Raw genomic sequence first — 24,592 nt, 5'->3', positions numbered from 1 at the left:
CGATGGCCGACGACACCCGAGACGTCCGCGCCTGGTTGGTCGAGCGGGTGGCGACCTACCTGCGTCGCGCGCCCGAGGACGTCGACACCTCGGTCGCGCTCACCGAGTACGGCCTGGACTCGTTGACCGCCCTCGCGCTGTCCGCCGACCTGGAGGACCGCTACGACCTGGAGCTGGACCCGGCGCTCGCGTGGGACCACCCGACGATCGACGCGCTCGCCGCGAAGCTGACCGAGCTGATCGGGGCACGCCCGTGACCCGGCTCCCGCTCACCGCCGCGCAGCGCGACGTCCTGCTGGCCGAACAGCTGCGACCCGGCGGGGCGCTGTTCACCTGCGGTGTGTACTTCGACGTGCCGGACGAGGTCGACGCCGTGCTGCTGGACGCGGCGGTCCGACGCGCGGTCGGCGACACCGAGGCGCTGCGGGTCCGGTTCACGCTCGACCCGCCCGGTCAGGTCGTGGACGACGCGGTCGGGGGCCTGCTCGAGGCGGTCGACGTCGACGGCGAGGCCGCCGCGCGGGCGTTCGTGGCCGCCGACCAGGACGCGCCGCTCGCGGTCACCGACCCGCGGCTGTTCCGGCACGTGCTGCTGCGGCCGGGTCCGGGTCGGGCGTGGCTGTACTTCCGGTACCACCACGCGCTGCTCGACGCGTACGCGTTGTCCTTGCACGGCAAGCGGATCTGGGAGGTGTACACCGCGCTGACGGCGGGGGAGGAGCCGCCGGCCGCCGGGTTCGGCGCGCTCGCCGACGTGCTCGCCGAGGAGGCCGCGTACACCGCGTCACCGCGCCACGAGCGGGATCGCGCGTACTGGCGCGAGGTGTTCGACGAGGAGCCGGTCACCGACCTCGGGTCCGGCGCGACCGGCGTGGCGCGCAGCCTGCCCGGCGCGACCGCGCGCGTGGCCGACGTGCCGCACACCGGCCGCTGGTCCGTGCCGGTGATCGCGGCGATGGCCGCCCACACCCACCGGACCACGGGCGCGACCGACGTCGTGGTGCGGGTGTTCCTGGCCGCCCGGTCGGGTCCGGCCGCGCTGCGCACCCCGTCGATGCAGGTCAACGACGTGCCGCTGCGGTTGCGCGTGCGGCCGTCGGACACCTTCGCGGAGGTGGTCGAGCAGGTCGGGCGGCGGTTGGCGCAGGCGGTGCGGCACCAGCGGTTCCCGGTCGGTCGGCTGCTGCGCGAGGTGTCGGGTCCGGCGGTCAACGTGCTGCCGTTCGCCGCGGACCGGGTGCGTGCCGGTCGGGTCGACGCGCACGTGCACCACCTGGCGTCCGGACCGGTCCGAGACCTGGTGCTCGACGCGAGCGCGACGGCCGACGGCCTGCTGTTCGCGGTCAACGGCCACCCCGGCCGGTTCACCCCGGAAAGCCTGGCCGCCCAACGGGATCGCTACGTCCGGCTGCTCGTCGCCGCGACCCGGGAACCGCACCGCCCGCTCGGCGCGCTCGACCTGCCGACCGCCGCCGAGTGGGCCCGGTTCCGGGAGTGGAACGCGGTGGTGCCGCCGCCGGAGGTCCGGTCGGTGGTCGACGCCGTCCGCGCGCAGGACCCGACCGCCGAGGCCGTCGTGTGCGAGGACGAGCGGATCACCTACGGCGAGCTGCGCACCCGGGCGAACCGGGTGGCGCGCGCGTTGCGCGGGGCCGGCGTCGGGCCGGAGACGCGGGTCGCGGTCGTGCTGCCGCGCTCGGTGGACCTGGTCGTCGCGGTGCTGGCGGTGTTCCAGGCGGGCGGGGTCTACCTGCCGGTGGAGCACGACCTGCCGGCGCGCCGGGTCGAGGCGCTGACCGCCGGTGCCCTCATACTTGATCAGTCCATAATGGACAGTCGGGCGGACGGTGCCGACCTCGACGTGCCGGTGCACGGCGACACCGCCGCGTACGTGATCCACACCTCCGGCTCCACCGGCCGGCCCAAGGGCGTCGTGATCACCCACGCGGGCCTGGCCAACCGCCTGGCGGGCATGCGCGCGGAGCACCGCGTCACCGCCGCCGACCGGGTGCTGCACAAGACGCCCGTCGGGTTCGACGTGTCGGTGTGGGAACTGCTGCTGCCGCTGACCTGTGGCGCGACCCTGGTGGTGGCACGCCCGGACGGCCATCGCGACCCGGCCTACCTGAGCGCGGTGCTGCGCGAGGAGAACGTGACCATCGCGCACTTCGTGCCGTCGATGCTCGCGGCGTTCCTGGCCGACGGCGCGGTCCCGGAGTCGCTGCGCCTGCTGGTGTCCAGCGGCGAGGCGCTCACCCCGGACCTGGTCCGCCGGTTCCGCGCCACGAGCGAGGCCCGGCTGGACAACTACTACGGCCCGACCGAGGCGTCGATCGACGCGACCACCTGGGAGTGCGACGACTCCGGCGCCGTCCCGATCGGCACGCCGGTGGCGGGCGGCGCGGCGTACGTGCTCGACGCCGCCCTCGCCCCGGTCGCGCCCGGCGCGGTGGGCGAGCTGTACCTGGCGGGCGTCCAGCTCGCGCGCGGGTACCCGGACCTGCCCGGCGGCACGGCGGAGCGGTTCGTCGCCGACCCGCACGGACCCGCCGGCACCCGGATGTACCGGACCGGCGACCTCGCGCGCCGCCGGGCGGACGGCGTGCTCGAGTACGCGGGCCGCGCCGACGACCAGGTCAAGATCCACGGGCAGCGGGTCGAGCCGGGCGAGGTCGAGGCCGTGCTCGCCGACCTGCCCGGCGTCGACCGGGCCGTGGTGGTGGCACGTCGGGACGCGGGCTCGACCCGGCTCGTCGGCTACGTCACCGGCACCCCGGAGACCGAGCCGCGCGCCTGGCTCGCCGCCCGGCTGCCCGCGTTCCTGGTGCCCTCCGCGGTGGTGGTGCTGTCCGCGATCCCGGTGACCCGCAACGGGAAGGTCGACCGCCGGGCGCTGCCCGCGCCGACCACCCCGGTGGGCCGCGAGGCCCGCACCGACACCGAACGCGTGCTGCGCGACCTGCTCGCCGACCTGCTCGACCGGCCGACCCTCGGCGTCGAGGACGACCTGTTCGCGGCGGGCGCGGACAGCATCCACGCGATCCGGCTGGTGGGTCGGGCCCGGGCGGCCGGACTGCGGATCGCGGCCCGCGACGTGCTCGACCACCCCACGGTCGCCGCGCTGGCGGGCTTGGCCGACCACGCGCCGGTCGAGGCGGACGACCCGGTCGGCGACCTGCCGGACACCCCGATGGCCCGGTGGTTGGCGGGGTTGGGCGGTCCGACCGACGGGTTCGCCCAGGCCGTGCTGCTGGTCGCCGAACCCGGGACCACCCTCGACGCGCTCACCGCCGCGTGGCAGTCGGTGCTCGACCGGCACGACGTGCTCCGCTTGCGCGGCAAGGAGATCCGGCCGGTCGGCGCGGCCCGCGCCGCGGACTGGGTGACCCGGGCGACCGGTGACGTGCCGACCGAGCGCGAGGCCGCCCGCCGCGCGCTGTCGCCCGCCGCCGGCGTGGTGGGTCGGGTCGTGTGGTTCGACGGCGGCGCGCACCCGGGTCGGCTGCTGCTGGTGCTGCACCACCTGGTGGTCGACGGCGTGTCGTGGCGGGTGCTGCTGCCCGACCTGGCCGAGGCGCTCGCGGCGGTGGCCGAGGACCGGCCGGCCGTGCTGTCGCCCCGGGGCGCCTCGCTGCGCCGGTGGGCGGCGGGCCTCGCCGAGCGCCCGGCGACGTCCGCCACCAGTCCACAGTGGACGTTCGGCGCCCGGCCGCTGGACCCGGCGGTCGACGTGCGCGGCACCGCCCGGTCGGTCACCGTGACGCTGCCCGCCGACCTCACCGACCGGCTGGTCACCGCCGTGCCCGCCGCCCACCGCGCCACCGCCGAGGAGGTGCTGCTGGCCGCGTTCGTGAGCGCCGTCGGCGAGCCCGTCGCGGTCGACGTCGAACGGCACGGGCGCGACCAGGTGCCCGACCTCGACGTCAGCACCACGCTCGGCTGGTTCACCCGGATCGTGCCCGTCGTGCTGGACGTCGCGGACCGGCAGTTGCGGCGCGCCAAGGAGGACCTGCGCCGCGAACCTCCCGCGACCGCGCCCACCGTCGGGTTCACCTACCTGGGCCGGATCGACCCGCCCGCCGGGTGGCGGTTCGCCGACGAGGACCCGGTGGCGCTGCTCACCGACGACGCGCTGCCGTTCGCGCACGCGCTGGAGATCGACGTCCACGTGCGCGCCGGCGTGCTGACCGCGGTGTGGACCTTCCCCGCCGGCATCGCCGACGAGCCGCAGGTGCGCGCGCTCGCCGACCGCTGGGTGGCCGCGCTGGAAGCCCTCGCCCGGGACACCGCGGGCGGGTTGACGCCGTCCGACGTGCCGCTGGTGGCGATCGGCCAGGACGAGCTGGACCGGTTGCCGGGCGCGGTCGACGTGCTGCCGCTCGCGCCGCTCCAGGAGGGTCTGCTGTTCCTGGCCCTGTACGAGGAGGAGGACCCGTACGTCGGCCAGCTCGTGCTGGAGGTCGACGGCGGGTTCGACCCCGACCGGTTGCGCGCCGCCGCGACCGCGCTGCTGACCCGGCACCCGAACCTGCGGGCAGGCTTCCGCAGCCGGTCGCACGGCGCGCCGGTGCAGGTGGTCCCGGCCGCGACCAAGGTCGCGTTCGCGGTGCGGGACGACGAGCCGACCGCGTTCCTGGAGGCCGACCGGGCGCGCGGGTTCAGCGTGATCCGGCCGCCCCTGCTGCGGTTCACCGCGCTCGGGAACCGGCTCGTGATCACCCACCACCACCTGCTGCTGGACGGCTGGTCGCTGCCCCTGCTGGTGCGCGAGCTGTTCGCGCTGCACGACGGCGAGCCGCTGCCGCCCGCGCCGCGCTACCGCGACTACCTGGCCTGGTCGGCCCGCCAGGACCGGTCGCGCTCGGAAGCGTTGTGGCGCACCGAACTCGACGGCGCCACACCCACGATCCTGGCGCCCGTCAAGGGCGAACCCGGCCACGCCGTGCACGAGGTCGTGGTGCCGGCCGAGGTCACCGGACGGCTCACCGCGCTGGCCCGCCGGCACGGGCTGACCCTGAACACCGCGGTGCGGGCGCTGTGGGCGGTCGTGCTCGGCGGCGCGACCGGGCGCGACGACGTGGTGTTCGGCGCCACGGTGTCCGGCCGGCCCGCCGACCTGCCCGGCGTCGAGTCGATGATCGGCCTGTTCATCAACACGCTGCCGGTACGCGCGCGGCTCGACCCGGGGCGGACGTTCGCCGACCTGGCGGCCGACCTGAGCCTGCGGCAGGCGGACCTGGCCGAGCACCACCACGTGGGACTGGCCGACCTGACCCGGGGTGTCGACCTGTTCGACACCGTGCTGGCGTTCGAGAACTACCCGCTGCCCACCGACTCGCGGGTGGTGCACGCCGAGCTGCTCGAGCGCGCGCACTACCCGCTGACCCTGTCCGTGTTCCCGGGAACGGCGCTGCGCCTGCGGTTCGCGCACCTCACCGGCCGGCTCGACGCCGACACCGTCGGCACCCTCGCGACCCGGCTCGTGGACCTCGCGGGCCGGGTCGCCGCCGACCTCGCGGTGCCGCTCGGCGAGCTGGTGTCGCCGGCCGACCGGCTGGTGGTGGACACCGCGCGGCGGGTCGAGGTGCTGCCCGCGCCCGCCGGCACCGCCGAGGAGGACCGGTTGCGGCGGATCGCGGCCGAGGTGCTGGGCGTGCCCGACCTGGCCGCCGACGACGGGTTCTTCGCCCACGGCGGCACGTCGATCCTGATGATCAGGCTGGCGCACCGGGTCCGCGACGAGTTCGGGCTGCGGCTGACGCTGCGCGACGTGTTCGCCGCGCCCACCGCCGCCGGGTTGGCCGCCCGGCTCGCGGCCCTCGCGCCGGACGACGCGGGCGTGGTCGCCGGACCCCGCCCCGACCGGGTGCCGCTGTCGTTCACCCAGGAGCGGATGTGGTTCCTCCAGCGGCTCCAGGGCACCTCCGGCGCGTACAACATCCCGCTCGCGATCCGGTTGACCGGCCCGGTCGAGGAGGGCGCGCTGGCCGCCGCGCTGCGGGACGTGGTCGACCGGCACGAGCCGCTGCGCACCGTGTACCCGGACGACGAGACGGGGCCGCACCAGGTCGTGCTGCCGCCGGGCTCCGGGCCGGAGTTGGCGGTCGTGACCGCCGCCGAACCCGACCTCGCGGAACCGGCGGCCCGGCCGTTCGACCTGACCCGCGACCTGCCGGTGCGCGCGACCCTGTTCCGCACCGGCGGCGACGCGGACGTGCTGCTGCTCGTGGTGCACCACATCGCGACCGACGGCTCCTCGATGCGCCCGCTGGCCGACGACCTGACCGACGCCTACACCGCGCGACTGGCGGGCGCTCCGCCCGACTACCGGCCGCTTCCCGTGCAGTACGCGGACTTCGCGCTGTGGCAGCGCGGCACGCTCACCGCCGAACTCGACCGCCAGGTGGCGTACTGGACCGGGCAGCTCGCCGGTCTGCCGCAGGAGGTCACGTTCCCGACCGACCGACCCCGACCGGCGGCGGCCTCCCACGGTGGCGGTCACGTGCCGTTCGAGGTGCCGCCCGAGCGGTACGCGGCGGTGCTCGACCTGGCGGGCCGCACCGGCACCACGCCGTTCATGGTGCTCCAGGCCGCCGTGGCGGTGCTGCTGACGAGGCTCGGCGCGGGGGAGGACGTGCCGATCGGCGGCGCGGTCGCCAACCGGGCGGACTCGGTGTTGGACCGGGTGGTCGGCGTCTTCATCAACACGCTCGTCTACCGGTTCGACACCTCCGGCGACCCGACGGTCGAGGAGCTCCTGGGTCGGGTCCGGGACACCGGCCTCGCCGCGTACGCCCACCAGGACGTGCCGTTCGAGCGGCTGGTGGAGGAGCTCAAACCCGAGCGCTCCCGGTCCCGGCACGCGTTCTTCCAGGTCATGGTGGCGTGGTTGGACTTCGGTGACGCCGACCTCGACCTGCCGGGCGTCCGGGCGGAGGTCGACCCGGTCACCACCGAGACCGCGAAGTTCGACGCGCACTTCGACTGCGTGGTGGACGGCGACCGGCTGCGCTGCCGGCTGGAGTACGCCACCGACCTGTACGACCGGCGCACCGCCGAGGTGCTGGCCGAGCGGTTCCTGCGCGTGCTGGCGGAGATGACCGCGGCGCCCGGCCGCCGACTGTCCGAAGTGGACGTCCTCTCCGCGCTCGAACGCCGCCGGGTGGTGCACGACTGGAACGCCACGGCGGTCGAGTGGGACGAGCCGTCGATCGTCGCCATGATGGAGGCGCAGGACCCGGCCGGCGTCGCCGTGGTGTTCGAGGACGAGCGGGTGACCTACGGCGAGTTCAACGCCCGGGTCAACCGGCTGGCGCGCGCGCTGCGCCGGCGTGGCGTCGGCCCGGAGTCCCGGATCGCGGTGATGCTGCCCTACTCGGTGGACCTGGTCGTCGCGCTGTGGGCGGTGATCAAGGCGGGCGCGTCCTACGTGCCGGTCGACACGGGCTACCCGCCGGACCGGATCTCCTACCTGCTGGGCGATTCCGGCGCGGTGCTGCTGATGGCGGAGGTCGACGTCGAGGGCTTCGAGCGGATCCCGGTCGACCAGCCCGACGAGTCGGCGGAGAACCTCGGCGTGCGCGCGCACGGCGACAACGGCTCGTACATCATCTACACCTCCGGCTCGACCGGTCGGCCCAAGGGCACCGTGAACACCTACGCCGGCATGGAGAACCGGTTCAACTGGATGCAGCGCGACGTCGGCCTCACCCCGGCCGACCGGGTGCTCCAGGCGACGCCGACCGGGTTCGACGTGTCGGTGTGGGAGGTCTTCTGGACGCTGTCCCGCGGCGCGGCGCTGGTCGTGCCGAAACCCGGCGGGCACCGCGACCCGGTGTACCTGTCCGGGTTGATGCACCGCGAGTCGGTGACCGTGGCGCACCTCGGCGCGACCCGGCTGGCCGCGTTCCTGGCCGAGGCGTCGCTGCCCACGTCGGTGCGCATGGTCGAGTCCGGCGACGAGGTGATGCCCGCCGAGCTGATCCGCCGGTTCCACCGGGACAACCCGGGCGCGGTGCTGACCAACGCCTACGGCCCGACCGAGGCGGCCATCGACGTCACCCGCTGGAGGACACCCGCCGAGCCCGGCACCGTGCTCATCGGCGGTCCGGTCGCGAACACCCGCGCCTACGTGCTGGACGCGCGGCTCGCGCCGGTGCCGCCGGGCGTGCGCGGCGAGCTGTACCTGGGCGGCGCGCAGTTGGCGCGCGAGTACCTGGACCGGCCGGCGCTGACCGCCGAGCGGTTCGTGGCCGATCCGTTCGGCGCGCCCGGCGACCGGCTGTACCGGACCGGCGACCTGGTCCGCTGGCACGACGGCGAGCTGGAGTACTTCGGGCGCGCCGACGACCAGGTGAAGCTGCGCGGTCAGCGGATCGAGCTGGGCGAGATCGAGTCGGTGATGGCCGAGCACCCCGGCGTGGCCCGCGCGGCGGCGGCCGTGCACGACCAGCGGCTGGTCGGCTACCTGGTCGCGGCGCGGCCGGTCGACCACGGCGAACTGCGCGACCGGCTCGCGGCGACGCTGCCCGCGCACATGGTGCCGCCGGTGTTCCTCGAGCTGCCCGCGTTCCCGCAGACCACCAGCGGCAAGCTGGACCGGTCCGCGCTGCCGGTGCCGGACTTCGCGCCGCCGACCGGACGCGCGCCGGCGGACGCGGTCGAGGAAATCCTTTGTGGACTGTTCGCCGAGGTGACCGGGGTGCCCGGGGTGTTCGCGGACGACGACTTCTTCGCGCTGGGCGGGCACTCGCTGTCCGTGGCGCGGCTGGTCAACCGGATCGGCGCGACGTTCGGCGTGGCGATCGAGCTGGCGACCGTCTTCGACCACCCGACGCCCGCCGCCGTCGCGGCCCGACTCGCCTCCGCCGCGCCCCGCCGGGCCGCCGTGACCCGACGGCCGGCCGGCACCCGGGTTCCGCTGACACCGGCCCAGGAAGCGCTGTGGTTCCTGCACCGGCTCGACGGTCCGTCGGCGACCTACAACCTGCCCGTCGCGCTGCGGCTCTCCGGCGCGGTGGACGTGACCGCGCTGGCCGCGGCGCTGGACGACGTCGGCGCCCGGCACGAGGCGTTGCGCACCGCGGTCGCCGAGGACGACCTCGGCGCGTACCAGGTCGTGCTGCCCGCTCCGCCGGCACTGGTCGTCGTGCCGGTGACCGAGGACGAGGTGGCGGCCCGGATCGCGGCCGAGGTGGACACGCCGTTCGACCTGGCCGCCGACGCGCCGATCCGGACCACGCTGTTCGACCTCGGCGCGGGGGAGCACCTGCTGCTCATCGTGCTGCACCACATCGCGGGCGACGCCGCGTCGATGTTCCCGCTGGCCGCCGACTTCACCGCCGCCTACGCGGCCCGGGTCGCGGGCGGGGCACCCGAGTGGGAGCCGCTGCCCGTGCAGTACGCGGATTACGCGGTGTGGCAACGGGATTCGGCCGAACGGCTCGAGGAGGGCGTGGCGCACTGGGCGGCCGTGCTGGCCGGCGCGCCGGAGCAGATCGGGCTGCCCACCGACCGGCCGCGCCCGGCGGTGGCCTCCCACCGGGGCGACACGGTCGGGTTCGCGGTGCCGGCCGAGGTGCACGCGGCGCTGGTCGACCTGGCGCGCACGCACCACGTGACGCTGTTCATGGTGGTGCACGCGGCGTTGGCGACCCTGCTGCACCGGCTCGGCGCGGGCGACGACGTGGTGATCGGCTCGCCGGTGACGAACCGGCCCGACGAGGCGCTGACCCGGCTGGTCGGGTTCTTCGTCAACGGGCTCGCGCTGCGGACCGACCTGTCCGGCGACCCGACGTTCGCTGGGCTGCTGGGTCGGGTGCGCGCGGTGGACCTGGCCGCGTTCGCGCACCAGGACGTGCCGTTCGACCGCGTGGTGGAGGCGGTCAACCCGACCCGCTCGGCGAGCAGGCACCCGCTGTTCCAGGTGCAGCTCAACTGGTCCGACGCCGAGCAGCGGGAGATCCACGACCTGGCCGTCGACCTGCCCGGGGTGACCGGCCGGGTGGTGCCGCTGACGTCCTCGACCGCGAAGTTCGACCTCGCGTTCTTCCTCGACGAGCTGCGCGAGGGCGGCCTGGACGGCCTGGTGGAGTTCGCCACCGACCTGTTCGACCGGGACACCGCGCTCCGCCTGGCGAACCGGCTGGTGGCCGTGCTGACCGCCGTCGCCGCCGCGCCGGACCGCCCGATCGGCGACCTGGACGTGGTCGGCGACGCGGAACGGGCCCAGCTCGCGGCCTGGAACGACACCGCGCGCGAGGTGCCGTCCGGCACGCTGACCGCGTTGGCGCAGGCGCAGGTCGCGCGCACCCCGGACGCGCCGGCCGTCGCGCACGGCGGCACGGCGCTGACCTACCGCGAGCTGGACGACCGCGCGACGCGTCTGGCCCGTCGGTTGGCCGAGCTGGGCGCGGGACCGGAGCGGTTCGTCGCGGTGCTGCTGCCGCCGTCCGAGGCCGTGCCGGTGGCGCTGCTGGCGACGCTGAAGTCCGGCGCCGGCTACCTGCCGCTCGACCTCGGCCACCCCGTCGACCGGCTCGCGTTCATGCTGGCCGACATCGCGCCCGTCGCGGTGATCACCACCCCGGAACTGGCCGACCGGGTCGGGTCGGTGCCCGTGGTGTTCCCGGACGAGGTCGGGTCCGCGACCCCGGTGCCCGCGCGACCCGGCAACGCGGCGTTCGTGATCTTCACCTCCGGCTCGACCGGCAGGCCCAAGGCCGTGGTGGTCGAACACCGGTCGCTGGTCGCCTACCTGGCGTGGGCCGGGCACGAGTACACCGCGCTGGGCGGTCGCGCGCTGGTGCACTCGCCGGTCGCGTTCGACCTCACCGCCACCGCGCTGTGGGGTCCGCTGCTCGCGGGCGGGTGCGTCGAACTGGTCGAGTGGGGCCCGGCCGGTCCGGCGCCGGACACCCGCGTGACCCGGCCCGACTTCGTCAAGGCCACACCCAGCCACCTGCCGCTGCTCGGCGAGGTGCCCGCCGAGTTCTCGCCGCGCGCCCAACTCGTGCTCGGCGGCGAGTCGCTGCCGTCCGACACGCTGGCCGTGTGGCGGGCCGCGCACCCCGGCGCGACCGTGCTCAACGAGTACGGGCCGACCGAAACCACCGTCGGCTGCACGGTGTTCCGGGTGTCGCCGGGCGACGTGGTGCCGCCCGGCGTGGTCACCATCGGCACCCCCGCGTGGAACACCGCGGCGCTCGTGCTCGACCACCGGCTCCGGCTCGCGCCCGTCGGCGTGGTCGGCGAGCTGTACATCGCGGGCCACCTGGTCACCCGCGGCTACCACGGTCGACCCGGGTTGACCGCCGGCCGCTTCGTCGCCGACCCGTTCGGACCGCCCGGCACCCGGATGTACCGGACCGGCGACCTCGCGCGGTGGACCGCCGCCGGACGGCTGGAGTTCGCGGGTCGGGTGGACGACCAGGTGAAGATCCGCGGGTTCCGGATCGAGCCCGGCGAGGTCGAGGCCGTGCTCACCGCCGTACCGGGAGTCGCGCACGCCGCCGTGGTGGTCCGCGAGGACCGGCCGGGCGACCGGCGGCTGGTCGCCTACGTGGTGCCGGAACCGGGTGGACCCGCCGACGTGGACGCGCTGCGGGTGGCCGCCGCGGCCGCGCTGCCGGAGTACTCGGTGCCGTCCGCGTTCGTGGTGCTGGATTCCCTGCCGCGCACCGTCAACGGCAAGCTCGACCGCCGGTCGCTGCCCGCGCCCGAGCTGTCCGGCACCGGCCGACCGCCCGCGCCCGGCGCGGAAACCGCGGTGGCCCAGGCGTTCGCGGACGTGCTGGGGGTGGCCGAGGTCGGCGCGGAGCAGGACTTCTTCCGGCTGGGCGGGCACTCGCTGCTCGCCGTGCGGCTGGTGAACCGGGTGCGCGAGGTGTTCGGCGCCGACCTGTCCGTCCGCGACGTGTTCGAGCACCCGACCGTCGCGGGTGTCACGGGGTTGCTGCGCGACCGCGCGCCGGCCCGCCCGGCCCTGGTCGCCCGCCCGCGCCCGGACCGGGTGCCGCTGTCCGCCGCGCAACGGCGGCTGTGGTTCCTCGACCGGCTCGACGGGCCGTCCGCGAACTACACCGTGCCGGTGGCGCTGCGGCTGACCGGCGACCTGGACGTGGCCGCGCTGCGCGCCGCGTTCGACGACGTGGTGACCCGGCACGAGGTGCTGCGCACCCGGATCGCCGAGGACGACCGGGGACCGCACCAGGTCCTGGCCGACGGACCCGCGCCGTTCGCCGTGGTCGAGTCCGATGTGGACGGTGCGCTGCGCCGGGCGGCCCGCGCGGTGTTCGACCTCGCGGTCGACCTGCCGGTGCGCGCCACGCTGGTCCGGCTCGACGCGCGGGAGCACGTGCTCCTCGTGCTGCTGCACCACATCGCGGGCGACGGCGCGTCGCTGCGCCCGCTCGCGGCCGACCTCGCCACCGCCTACACCGCCCGGCTCGCCGGTCACCCGCCGGCCTGGGCGCCGCTGCCGGTCCAGTACGCGGACTACGCGCTGTGGCGACGGGACCTGCCCGCCGACGACGTGCCGTTCTGGGCCGCCGCGCTGGACGGCGCGCCCGACCGGATCGAGCTGCCCGCCGACCGGCCGCGCCCCGCCGTGCCCTCGCACGGCGGCGACACGCACGCGTTCACCCTGCCCGCCGACCTGCGCGCCGCGGTGGCGGCACTCGGTCGCGACCGGGGCGTCAGCGAGTTCATGGTGCTCCAGGCCGCGCTCGCGGTGCTGCTCGGCCGCTGCGGCGCCGGGCCGGACGTGGTGATCGGCGCGCCCGTCGAGGGGCGGCCCGACCGCGCCTTGGAGAACCTGGTCGGTTTGTTCGCGAACACCCTCGCGCTGCGCGTCGACCTGTCCGGCGACCCGACGTTCGGCGACCTGCTGACCCGGGTCCGAGACGCCGACGTGGCGGCCTACGCGCACGCGGACGTGCCGTTCGAACAGCTCGTGGAGGCGCTGAACCCGACCCGGTCGCGGTCGTGGCACCCGCTGTTCCAGGTGATGCTCGCGGTGAACCCGCCGAGCGCGCCGCCGAGCCTGCCCGGGCTGGTGGCCGAGGTGGTCGACGTGCCGGCGCACCGGGCGAAGTTCGACCTGTCGGTGATCCTCAACGAGACCGCCGACGGCTGGACGGGCGTGGTCGAGTACGCCACCGACCTGTTCGACCACGCCACGGCGGGCGCGCTCGCGGACCGGTTCCACCGGCTGCTCGTGGCCGCCGTCGCCGACCCGGGCCGTCCGGTACGCGACCTGCCGCTGCTCACCGCCGCCGAGCGGCACACCGCGCTGGTGCGCCGCAACGCCACCGCGGTGGACCGGCCGGACCCGCTCGTGGTCGGGTTGGTGGAGGCCCAGGTCGACCGCACACCCGACGCCGTCGCGGTCGAGGCCGACGGGATCGCCCTGTCCTACGCCGAACTCGACCGGTGGGCGAACCGGCTCGCGCACCGGCTGCGGTCCCGGGGCGTCGGGTCCGGTGACGTGGTCGCGGTCGTGCTGCCGCGGTCGGTCGAGTTGGTGGTGGCACTGCTGGGCGTGCTGAAGTCCGGCGCCGCCTACCTGCCGATCGACCACACCGACCCGCCCGCCCGGGTCGCGCTGCTGTCCGCCGACGCGCGCCTCGTGCTCACCGAGGTGCCCGACGCGGACGACGAACCCGACCACCGGCCCGCCGTCGCGGTGCACCCGCGCTCGGCCGCCTACGTGATCCACACCTCGGGCTCCACCGGTCGGCCGAAGGGCGTCGTGGTCGAGCACGCCGCGTTCGCCGACTACCTGCACACCGCCGCCGCGGCCTACCCGGCTGCCGCCGGTGTCGCGCTGGCCCACACCTCGCCCGCGTTCGACATGCCGGTGACCGTGCTGTTCACCCCGCTGACCGTCGGCGGCCGGGTGCGGCTCGGTCCGCTGTCCGGCGCGCCGGACCTGCTCAAGATCACGCCCAGCCACCTGCCGCTGCTCGGCCCGGTGTCCGCGCGCAACCTGGTGATCGGCGGCGAGGCGCTGGACGGCGCGGCGCTCGCGGCGTGGCGGGAGCACAACCCGGACGCGGTGGTGGTCAACGAGTACGGGCCCACCGAGGTGACCGTGGGGTGCGTCGCGCACGTGGTCCGGCCCGGCGAGCCGCTCGCCGCGGGCCCGGTGCCGATCGGCCTCCCGCTGCCGAACGCGCGGGTGTACGTGCTGGACGACGGGCTGAACCCGGCGCCCGACGGCGTATGGGGCGAGCTGTACCTGGCCGGTCGGGGTGTGGCGCGCGGGTACGCGGGTCGGCCTGGGGCGACGGCGGAGCGGTTCGTCGCGGACCTGTTCGCGGCGGGGGAGAGGATGTACCGAACCGGCGACCGCGCCCGCTGGACGTCGACCGGCGTGCTGGAGTTCGGCGGCCGGGTGGACGACCAGCTCAAGGTGCGCGGCTTCCGGGTCGAACCGGGCGAGGTGGAGGCGGCACTGACCGCCCTGCCCGGCGTCCGCCAGGCGGCCGTGGTGGCCCGCGGCCAGACGTTGGTGGCGTACGTGGTGCCCGCCGACCTTCCCGTCCCCGACACCGCGCCACCGCCGCCCGCCCAGCCGGTGCCGACCGGTGACCTGCTCGAGGTTTCCGCCCAGCCTGCGCCGCCCGCGCATTCGGTGCCGGGCGGTAACTTGCTCGGGGTTTCCGCCGAGCCGGGACTGCCCGCGCACCCGGTGTCGGCCGGTGGTGTGCCCGACTTGTCCGACCTCCGCGCCGACCCCGCGCACCCGGTATCGGTCGGTGGTGTGCTCGACCTCCGCGCCGACCGCGCCCTGCCCGCGCATTCGGTGTCGGCTGGTGGTGTGCCCGACCTCCGCGCCGACTCCGCCCTGCCTGCGCATTCGGTGTCGGCCGGCGATTTGTCCGGCGTCCGCGCCGACCGCGCCCTGCCTGCGCATTCGGTGTCGGCCGGCGATTTGTCCGGCGTCCGCGCCGACCGCGCCCAGCCCGCGCATTCGGCGCCGGCCGGTGGTGTGCCCGACCTCCGCGCCGCGCTGGCGCTCGCGCTGCCCGCCCACCTGGTGCCCTCGGCGGTGGTGGTGTTGGCGGAGATCCCGTTGACCCGCAACGGGAAGCTGGATCGCGCCGCCCTGCCCGCGCCGACCGCGCCGACCGTCGGCCGTGCCCCGGCCGACCCCGTGGCGGAGCTGCTGTGCGTGCTGTTCGCCGAGGTGCTCGACCTGCCGGCGGTCGGACCGGACGACGACTTCTTCGCGCTGGGCGGTCACTCCCTGCTCGCGACCGCGCTGGTGAACCGGATCCGCGCGACCACCGGCGCGGACCTGCCGCTGAGCCGGGTGTTCGACACGCCGACCGCCGCCGGCCTCGTCGCCGCCGTCACCGGAGCCGACCGCGCCGAACCCTTCCGCCGGCTGCCCCGCCCGGAGCGCGCGCCGCTGTCGTTCGCCCAGGAACGCCTGTGGTTCCTGCACGGCCTGGACGGTCCGTCGGACACCTACAACGTGCCGGTGGCCCTGCGGCTGACCGGCGACGTCGACGTCCCCGCCCTGACCGCCGCGCTCGCGGACGTGGTGGCGCGCCACGACACCCTGCGCACGGTCTACGCCGACGGCCCGGAAGGCGCGCACCAGGTCGTGCTGCCGGTCGCGGACCTGCCGGACCTGGTCGTCGGGTCCGTCGCCGAGGTGCTGGAGCACCGGTTCGACCTGGCCGCGGCACCGCCCTTCCGCGCCGGATTGGTGCCCGGTGCCGGGGAATCGGTGCTGGTGCTGGTCGTCCACCACATCGCGGCCGACGCGGTGTCGATGGCGACGCTCGCCCACGACCTGTCCACCGCCTACGCGGCACGGGTGTCCGGGCGGGCGCCCGAGTTCGCGTCGGTCGCCGTGCGCTACGCCGACCACGCCCTGTGGCAGCGGCACGTGCTGGGCTCCGACCGCGACCCGGACAGCAGGCTCTCCCGGCAGCTCGCGCACTGGACCGACCTCCTGGCCGACGCGCCCGTCGAACTCGCGCTGCCCACCGACCGGCCGCGCCCCGCCGTGGCGACGCACCGGGGTGACACCGTCGAGTTCCCGGTGCCCGCCGACCTGCGCGCCGCGCTGACCGCGGTGGCCCGGGAGCACGGCGCGACCCTGTTCATGGTGCTGCACGCGGCGTTCGCGGTCCTGCTGGCCAAGCACGGCGCGGGTGACGACGTGGTGCTGGGCGCGCCGGTCGCCGGGCGGACCGACGCGGCGACCCACGACGTGGTGGGCCTGTTCGTCAACACGCTCGCGCTGCGGACGAACCTGGCAGGCGACCCGACGTTCGCCGGGCTGCTGGCCCGGGTCCGGGCGACCGACCTCGACGCCTACGCGCACCAGGACGTGCCGTTCGAACGGCTCGTCGAGGCGCTGAACCCGGAGCGCTCCACCGCGCGGCAACCGGTCGTGCAGGCCACCGTCGGCCTGGACAACACCGGCTCGGCCGCGCTGCCGGAGTTGCCCGGACTCGCCGTGACCGCGTACCCGGTGCGCGCGCCGGCCGCCAAGTTCGACCTGTCGCTGAACTTCGCCGAGCACGCCGACGGGTTGGCGGGCGCGCTCACCTTCGCCACCGACCTGTTCGACCGCGGCACCGCCGAGGCGCTCGCGGCCAGGCTCGTCCGCCTGCTGACCACCGTCGCGGCCGACCCGCACCTGCCGTTGAGCCGGCTCGACGTGCTGTCCGCCGACGAACGCCGCCGGGTGCTCCACGACTGGCAGGGCGACCCGCGCGAGCTGCCGACCGACACCGTCACCGCCCTGTTCGCCGCGCGCGTCGCCACCGACCCGGACGCGGTCGCGGTGGTCGCCGACCGCACCCTCACCTACGCCGACCTGGACGACCGGTCCCGAAGGCTCGCCGCCCGACTGCGCGCGCTGGGCGTCGGACCCGAGTCGGCGGTGGCACTGCGCGTCGACCGGTCGGCCGACCTGGTGGTCGCGACCCTCGCCGTGCTGCGCGCGGGCGGGTACTACGTGCCGCTGGACGTCCGGCACCCGGAGCCCGTGCTGCGCCGGATCCTGGCCGACACCGGCGCGGTCGCGGTCGTCACCGACGACGGGGTCGACCACGGGCTGCCCGCCGTGCGCGCCGACGAGCCGCTGCCACCCACGACCGAGCCCGACGCGCCCGGCCACCCCGACCGGCTGGCGTACGTCATGTACACCTCGGGGTCCACCGGCACGCCCAAGGGCATCGCGGTGACCCACCGGGACGTCGTGGCGCTGGCCACCGACCCGGTGTGGCGCGGCGGGGCGCACGAGCGGGTGCTGCTGCGCTCGCCGCACGCCTTCGACGCCTCCACCTACGAACTGTGGACTCCGTTGCTCACCGGCGGTCGGGTGGTCGTCGCGCCACCGGGTGAGCTGGACACCGCCGTGCTGCGCCGGGTGCTGGTGGACGGGAAGGTGACGGCGGTCTTCCTGACCACCGCGCTGTTCACCGTGCTGGCGGAGGAGGACCCGGCCGTGCTGGCCGGCGTGCGCGAGGTGTGGACGGGCGGGGAACTCGCCTCGCCGGCCGCGTTCCGCCGCGCGCTCAAGGCCGGTGTGGCGCCAGTGCACGTCTACGGCCCGACCGAGACGACCACGTTCGCCACCGCGCGGCGGATCACCGCGAAACCGAACGGTCCGGTGCCGATCGGCAGGCCGCTGAGCGGTCGACGGGCGCACGTGCTGGACGCCGCGCTGAACCCGGTGCCGCCGGGCGCGGTGGGCGAGCTGTACCTGGCGGGCGCGGGCGTGGCGCGCGGGTACCTCGGGTTGCCGGGCGCCACCGCGGAGCGGTTCGTCGCCGACCCGTTCACTGCCGGCCGGATGTACCGGACCGGTGACCTGGTGCGGCACGACGACTCCGGGCAGCTGGTGTTCGTCGGCCGGGCCGACGCGCAGGTCAAGATCCGCGGGTTCCGGATCGAGCCGGGCGAGGTCGAGGCCGCGCTGACCGCCGACCCGGACGTCCGGCAGGCCGCCGTCGTGGTCCGCGAGGACGCCGGGGGAGAGCGGGTGCTGCTGGCCTACGCGGTGCCGCGGGAGGGTCGGCGGCTGGACCGGGACCGGGTGCGCGCGCGGCTGGAGTTCTCGCTGCCGCACTACGCGGTGCCGTCCGGGCTGGTGGTGCTCGACCGGCTGCCGACCACGCCCAACGGCAAGCTCGACCACCGGGCCCTGCCCGCGCCCACCGCCGACGCCGGTCGCGGTCGCGGTCCGCGTTCGCCGCGCGAGGAGGTGTTGGCCCGGCTGTTCGTGGAGGTGCTGGGCGTGCCGTCGGTGTCGGTGGACGACGACTTCTTCGCGCTGGGCGGCCATTCCCTGCGGGTGACCCGGCTGGTGAGCCGGGTGCGCGCGGTGCTGGGCGTGGAACTGCCGGCGCGCGACGTGTTCGAGGCGCGCACGGTCGCGGGGTTGGCGGCCAGGCTGGACCGCTTCGGCGCGGCCCGACCCGGCGTGGTCGCCCGACCGCTTCCCGACCGGGTGCCGCTGTCCTCCGCGCAACGCCGGCTGTGGTTCCTGCACCGCCTCGAGGGACCGTCGCCGACCTACACGATCCCGCTCGCCCTGCGGCTGACCGGTGTGCTGGACGTCGACGCGCTGGTGGGCGCGCTGCGCGACGTGGTCGACCGGCACGACAGCCTGCGCACCGTCGTGGTCGAGGACGACCGGGGACCGCACCAGGTCGTGCGGCCCGCGCCGACCGACCTGGTCCGGGTGGTCGACACGACCGCGCCGGCCGAGCTGATCGCGGCCGAGGTCGCCCGGCCGTTCGACCTCGCCGAGGAACTCCCGGTGCGGGCCGTGGTGGCGCGGGTCGGCGAGCGGGAGACCGTGCTGCTGGTGCTGCTGCACCACATCGCGGGCGACGCCGAGTCGCTGCGGGTGCTGGCGGCGGACCTGGCGACGGCCTACCGGGCGCGGCTGTTCGGTGACACTCCACAGTGGACGGACCTGCCGGTCCGGTACGCGGACTACGCGCGGTGGCAGGAGGAGGTGCTCGGCGAGGTCGAGGACCCGGAGAGCTTCGGCGGTCGGCAGGCTGCGCACTGGCGCGAGGTGCTCGCCGGGTTGCCCGAGGAACTGGCGCTGCCCGTCGACCGACCGCGTTCCACGACCACCGGCGAGGGCGCGGCCGTGCCGCTGGAGTTCGACGCGGCGGCGCACCGGCGGCTCGCCGAGGTCGCGGAACGCCATGCCACCACCGTGTTCATGGTGCTCCAGGCCGGTGTCGCGGCGCTGCTGACGGCGCTCGGCGCGGGCGTCGACATCCCCGTCGGCACGCCGGTCGCGGGCCGGGTGGACGACGCGGTGGACGGCGTGGTCGGCCTGTTCCTCAACACCCTGGTGCTGCGCGCCGACACCTCGGGCGACCCGACGTTCGCCGAGGTGCTGGCCCGGGTCCGGGCGGTCGACCTGGACGCCTACGCGCACCAGGAAACGCCGTTCGAGTGGCTGGTGGAGGCGGTCAACCCGGGTCGCGCGCCGGGCAGGCACCCGCTGTTCCAGGTCGCGCTGTCGTTCCGCAACAACGCCGAGGCCGCGTTCGCGCTGCCCGGCCTGACCGTCGAACCGGTCGCGGCCGAGTTGCCGGCGGCCAAGTTCGACCTGTCGTTCAGCCTCACCGAGCGGTTCGCCGACGGCGGTCCGGCGGGCGTCGTGGGCGAACTCCAGTACGCCACCGCGCTGTTCGACCGGGTCACCGCCGAGGGGATCGCGGCCCGGCTGCTCCGGTTGCTGGACCAGGCCACCCGGGACCCGGGCACCCGGATCGGCGACCTCGACGTGCTGCTGCCCGGCGAGGGCCGACTGGTCGAGGCCGCCGGGCCGATCCGCGTCGACACCCTGCCGGAGTTGGTCGAACGGGCCGTCGCCCGGCACCCGGAGGCGATCGCGGTGGTCGACGGGACCACCGAGGTGACCTACCGCGAGTTCAACCGGCGGGCGAACCGGTTGGCGCACCGGCTGATCCGGGCCGGCGTCGGACCGGAGGTCGTGGTGGCGCTGGTGCTGCCGAGATCACTGGACCTGCTGGTGGCCGCGCACGCGGTGGTCAAGGCGGGCGGCGCGTACCTGCCGGTCGACGTGGCGGACCCGAGGGTCGCGGACCTGGTCGCGGTCGCCCGGCTCGCGGTCACCGACCGGCCGCGCCTGCTGCCCGCCGACTTGCCGTGGGTGTCCGCCGACGCGCCCGACGACCTGCCCGACACCAACCCGACCGACGCCGACCGCACCGCGCCGCTCGACCCGAGGCACCCGGTGTGCGTGATCTTCACCTCGGGTTCGACCGGCCGGCCCAAGGGCGTGGTGGCGCAACACGATTCGGTCGTCAACCACCTCGGCTGGCTCCAGGACACCTACCGGCTGACCCCCGAGGACCGGGTGCTGCACAAGACGCCCGTCGGGTTCACCGTGGCGGTGTGGGAGTTCTTCTGGCCGCTGCTGACCGGCGCGCGCACCGTCGTGGTCGAGCCCGGCGGGCACCGCGACGTCGAGCACCTGGCCGCGCTGATCGCCCACCACCGGATCACGGCGGTGCACTTCGTGCCGTCGGTGCTCGCCGTGCTGCTGTCCACAGTGGACACAGTGCCGCTCGAGAGCCTGCGGCACGTGTTCGTCGGCGGCGAGGCGCTCACCCACGAGCTGCACGACCGGTTCACCGCCGCGTTCGGCTTCCCGGTGGGCTACAAGTACGGCTCCACCGAGTTGACCTGCGACGCGACCGCGTGGCGGCCGGGCGGGTCGGACGGCCGGGCGCTGGTGCCGCTGGGCGAGCCGATCCACCGCGCCAGGGTGTACGTGCTGGACGCCCGACTGCGCCCGGTGCCACCGGGTGTCGTCGGCGAGCTGTACGTGGCGGGCACGCCCGTCGCGCGCGGCTACGTCGACGCGCCCGCGCCCACCGCCGAGCGGTTCGTGGCCGACCCGTTCACCCCCGGCGGCCGGATGTACCGGACCGGCGACCTCGCCCGGCTCGACCGGACCGGGGTGCCGCACTTCGCCGGCCGGGCCGACCAGCAGCTCAAGGTGCGCGGCGTGCGGGTGGAACCCGGCGAGGTGGAGGCCGCGCTGGCCGCCGTGCCCGGTGTCGACGGCGCGGCGGTCGCGTTGCGCGGCGACGTCCTGGTCGGGTACGTCACCGGTGAGGTCGACCCGGTCGCGGTCCGCCGCCGGCTCGTCGCGACCCTGCCCGCGCACCTGGTGCCCAACGCGGTCGTGGTGCTGCCCGCGTTCCCGACGACCACCACCGGCAAGCTCGACCGGGCCGCGCTGCCCGCGCCGACCACCCCTGCCGGTCGGGCGCCCGCCACCGACGACGAACGCGCGCTGTGCCGGCTGTTCGCCGAGGTGCTCGGGCACGACGAGGTGGGCGTGGACGACGACTTCTTCGCGCTGGGCGGCCATTCCCTGGCCGCGACCCGGCTCGTCGGCCGGGTGCGCGCCGAGCTGGGCTGGGCGCCGACCGTGCGCGCGTTGTTCGACACGCCGACCCCCGCCGGCCTCGCCGAACGCCGGGCCGCGGGCGACCCGTTGGCACCGCTGCTCCCGCTGCGCGCCGGAAGGGGCACGCCGGTGTTCTGCCTGCACCCGCTCGGTGGCCTGAGCTGGGTGTACGCCGGGTTCGGCCGGCACCTGGGCGAGTGGCCGGTCTACGGCGTCCAGGCGGTCGGGCTGGACGGCGTCACCGCGCGACCCGACGACCTCGGCGCGATGGCCGCGCACTACCGCGACCTGATCCGCTCGGTCCGACCGCACGGCCCGTACCGGTTGGTGGGCTGGTCGTTCGGCGGACTCGTCGCGCACGAACTGGCCGTGCGGTTGCAGGAGGCGGGGGAGGAGGTCGAACTCCTCGCGCTGCTCGACACCTACCCGCGCGACCCCGGCGCGCCCGAGCGCCCGGAGGCCGAACTGCTGGCCGGCGTGACACCACCCGCCGAGCTGGCCGGGCTCGACCACCGGCGGCTCGTCGCGGCGCGTGAGGTGTTCGTCGGCAACAGCGCGCTGGCCGGCCGGCACGTGCCGGGCCTGTTCGAGGGCGACCTGGTGTTCTGCCGGGCCACCCGGCTCGACCCCGGCGAGTCGCCGCGCAACCCGGAGCTGTGGCGTCCGCACGTCACCGGGCGGATCGAGGTCCACCCGGTCGACGCGACGCACAACGGCATGCTCGCGGACCGACCCGCGGCCGTCATCGGCCGGCTGCTCACCAGCCGGTTGCACCGTCAGGAGAGGAAGACGTCGTGACCAACCCCTTCGAGAACCCGGATGGCGTGTACCTGGTGCTGGTCAACGACGAGGGGCAGCACTCGCTGTGGCCCGAGTTCGTCGTGGTGCCCGCCGGCTGGGCCACCGCGTTCGGACCGAACGACCGGGCCGCCTGCCTGGCCTACGTCGAGCGCGAGTGGACCGACCTGCGCCCGAAGAGCCTGATCGAGGCGATGGGCGAATGACCACCGCGCTGACCGCGCCGAGCACCACCGACCTGACCGCGTTCGGCCTGCTGGCGGGTTCCCTGGTGGCCGGCGCGACCACCGGGGTGGACGACCCGGAGTGGACCGGCGCGGCGCGCTCGTCGTGGGAGGACGCGCCCGGCGCGCTGCGAAGACTCGTGCGCGAGTTCCGCCGCGACTCCGGACCCGACGGCCGGCTGCTGATTCCCGGGCTGCCGCTGGGCGTGCTGCCGGACACCCCGATGGTCCGCGGCTCGGTGCAGCGCGAACCCGCGCTGCCCGCCGCGTTCCTCTCGTTGGTGGCACACGGTTTCGGCGACCCGGCCGCGTTCGCCGCGGAGAAGTCCGGCGCGCTGGTGCAGGACGTGGTGCCGGTGCCCGGCCTCGAGCACGTGCAGGGCAACACCGGGTCGGTCGAGCTGACCTTCCACACCGAGAACGCGTTCCACCGGCACCGGCCGGACTTCGTGCTGCTGCTGTGCCTGCGACCCGACCACGACGAGGTCGCCGAACTGCGCACGTGCTGCGTGCGGCGGGTGCTGCCGGAGCTGACCCCGCGCACCCGCGACGCGCTGTTCCGGCCGCAGTTCCTGACCGCCGCGCCGCCGTCGTTCGGCGACTCCGGCGGCGGACTGGCGCACGCCGTGCTCAGCGGCGACCCGCTCGACCCCGACCTGTGCTACGACCAGGCGGCCACCGGTTCGGCCACCGACGAGGGCCGGGCGGCGCTCGCCGAACTGTCCACTGTGGTCGATCGGGTGCACGACGGGCTGCGGCTGCGCGCGGGCGACCTCGCGGTGCTGGACAACCGGGTCGCGCTGCACGGCCGCTCGTCGTTCACCCCGCGCTACGACGGACGGGATCGTTGGCTGCAAAGGATGTTCTCGTTCGCCGACCTGCGCCGGTCGCGCGACCACCGGGTGGCGGACGGGAGCGTGCTGGTCCGATGAGGCCCGGGGACCTCGACCTCGCCGACCCCGTGCTGCACGCCGAGCACGACCTGGCGGAGGTGTGGCGGGAACTGCGCGCGACCGCGCCGGTGTGGTGGCACCGGGAGGTCGACGGGCGACCCGGCTTCTGGGTGGTGAGCACGCACGCCGAGGCGACCGCGGTGTACCTGGACGCCACCCGGTTCGGCTCGGCGCGCGGCAACGTGCTGGCGTCGCTGCTGGCGGGCGGTGACTCGGCGGGCGGCGTGATGGCCGCGGTCACCGACGGGCGGCGGCACCGCGACCTGCGCCGGGTGCTGATGGAGGCGTTCTCGCCGCGCGCGCTCGCGGGCGTGGTGGACCGGGTGGCCGGGCACGCGCGGCGCCTGGTGGCCGACGCGGTGGGCGCCGGCGGGTGCGACTTCGCCGAGGACGTGGCCGCGCACCTGCCGCTGACCGCGATCTGCGACCTGCTGGGCGTGCCGGAGGAGGACCGGCCGGTGCTGCTCGCGGCGACCAGGACCGCGCTGAGCTCGGACACCGCCGAGCAGTCGCCGATCGACGCGTGGGAGGCGCGCAACGTCATCCTGGGCCACTTCGAGCGGTTGGCCGCCGACCGGCGCGCGCGGCCGGGTTCCGACGCGGTGAGCGTGCTGGTGGCGGGTTCGGTCGACGGCGTGCCGCTGACCACCGACGAGGTGGTGGCCAACTGCTACAGCCTGGTGCTGGGCGGCGACGAGACGGCCCGGCTGGCGGTGATCGGCGCGGTGCGGGCGTTCGTCGAGCACCCGGACCAGTGGCGGGCGTGGCGGGACGGCGACGTGGCCGTCGGCACCGCGGTGGACGAGGTGCTGCGCTGGACCACGCCCGCGATCCACTTCGGACGGACGGCGACGGTCGACACCACCTTGGGGGGCAAGGAGATCGACGCCGGCGACATCGTCACGGTGTGGAACTCCTCGGCCAACCGGGACGAGGCGGTGTTCGACCGGCCCGAGGTGTTCGACCTGGCCCGCACCCCGAACCGGCACCTGTCGCTCGGGCACGGTCCGCACTACTGCGTCGGCGCCCACCTCGGCCGGGCCGAGATCGGGGCGATGCTGACCGCGTTGCGGGAGCACGTCGTCGACATCGAGCCGACCGGCCCGCCGCTGCCGATCTACTCGACCATGCTCAGCGGGTTCCGCAGCCTGCCGGTGCGGCTGATCCCGCGTCGGTGA

5 protein-coding genes are annotated in these 24,592 nt (G+C 75.6%); all 5 read left to right on the top strand.

What is annotated here, in order from left to right; translation table 11 throughout:
* Positions 1-2 precede the first annotated feature (2 nt).
* The 5 genes from AB0G50_RS23415 to AB0G50_RS23395 are packed head-to-tail and all read left to right on the top strand — an operon-like array spanning position 3 to position 24,592.
* Positions 3-257 carry an acyl carrier protein gene (locus AB0G50_RS23415; protein ID WP_360112136.1) on the top strand — a complete coding sequence of 85 codons (255 nt, stop codon included), beginning with the start codon at positions 3-5 and terminating at the stop codon, positions 255-257.
* Positions 254-22,237 (top strand): non-ribosomal peptide synthase/polyketide synthase, encoded by a 21,984-nt coding sequence (locus AB0G50_RS23410; protein ID WP_360112134.1) that lies wholly within the window; start codon positions 254-256, stop codon positions 22,235-22,237. The genes AB0G50_RS23415 and AB0G50_RS23410 overlap by 4 nt, the downstream gene beginning before the upstream one ends.
* Positions 22,234-22,443: an MbtH family protein gene (locus tag AB0G50_RS23405; protein ID WP_360112132.1), complete on the top strand. Its 210-nt coding sequence runs from the start codon at positions 22,234-22,236 to the stop codon at positions 22,441-22,443. The genes AB0G50_RS23410 and AB0G50_RS23405 overlap by 4 nt, the downstream gene beginning before the upstream one ends.
* Entirely contained in the window at positions 22,440-23,393 is a 954-nt protein-coding gene (locus AB0G50_RS23400; RefSeq protein ID WP_360112130.1) for a TauD/TfdA family dioxygenase, read from the top strand. The genes AB0G50_RS23405 and AB0G50_RS23400 overlap by 4 nt, the downstream gene beginning before the upstream one ends.
* Positions 23,390-24,592, top strand: a complete 1,203-nt coding sequence (locus tag AB0G50_RS23395; protein ID WP_360112128.1) for a cytochrome P450 — start codon at positions 23,390-23,392, stop codon at positions 24,590-24,592. Before AB0G50_RS23400 ends, AB0G50_RS23395 begins: the two co-directional genes overlap by 4 nt.

It is taken from the genome of Actinosynnema sp. NPDC020468 (genome assembly GCF_040642015.1).
Classification (GTDB): domain Bacteria; phylum Actinomycetota; class Actinomycetes; order Mycobacteriales; family Pseudonocardiaceae; genus Actinosynnema.
Note: the sequence above shows the minus strand (reverse complement) of the source record. Positions and strands in the feature narration are given on the sequence as shown.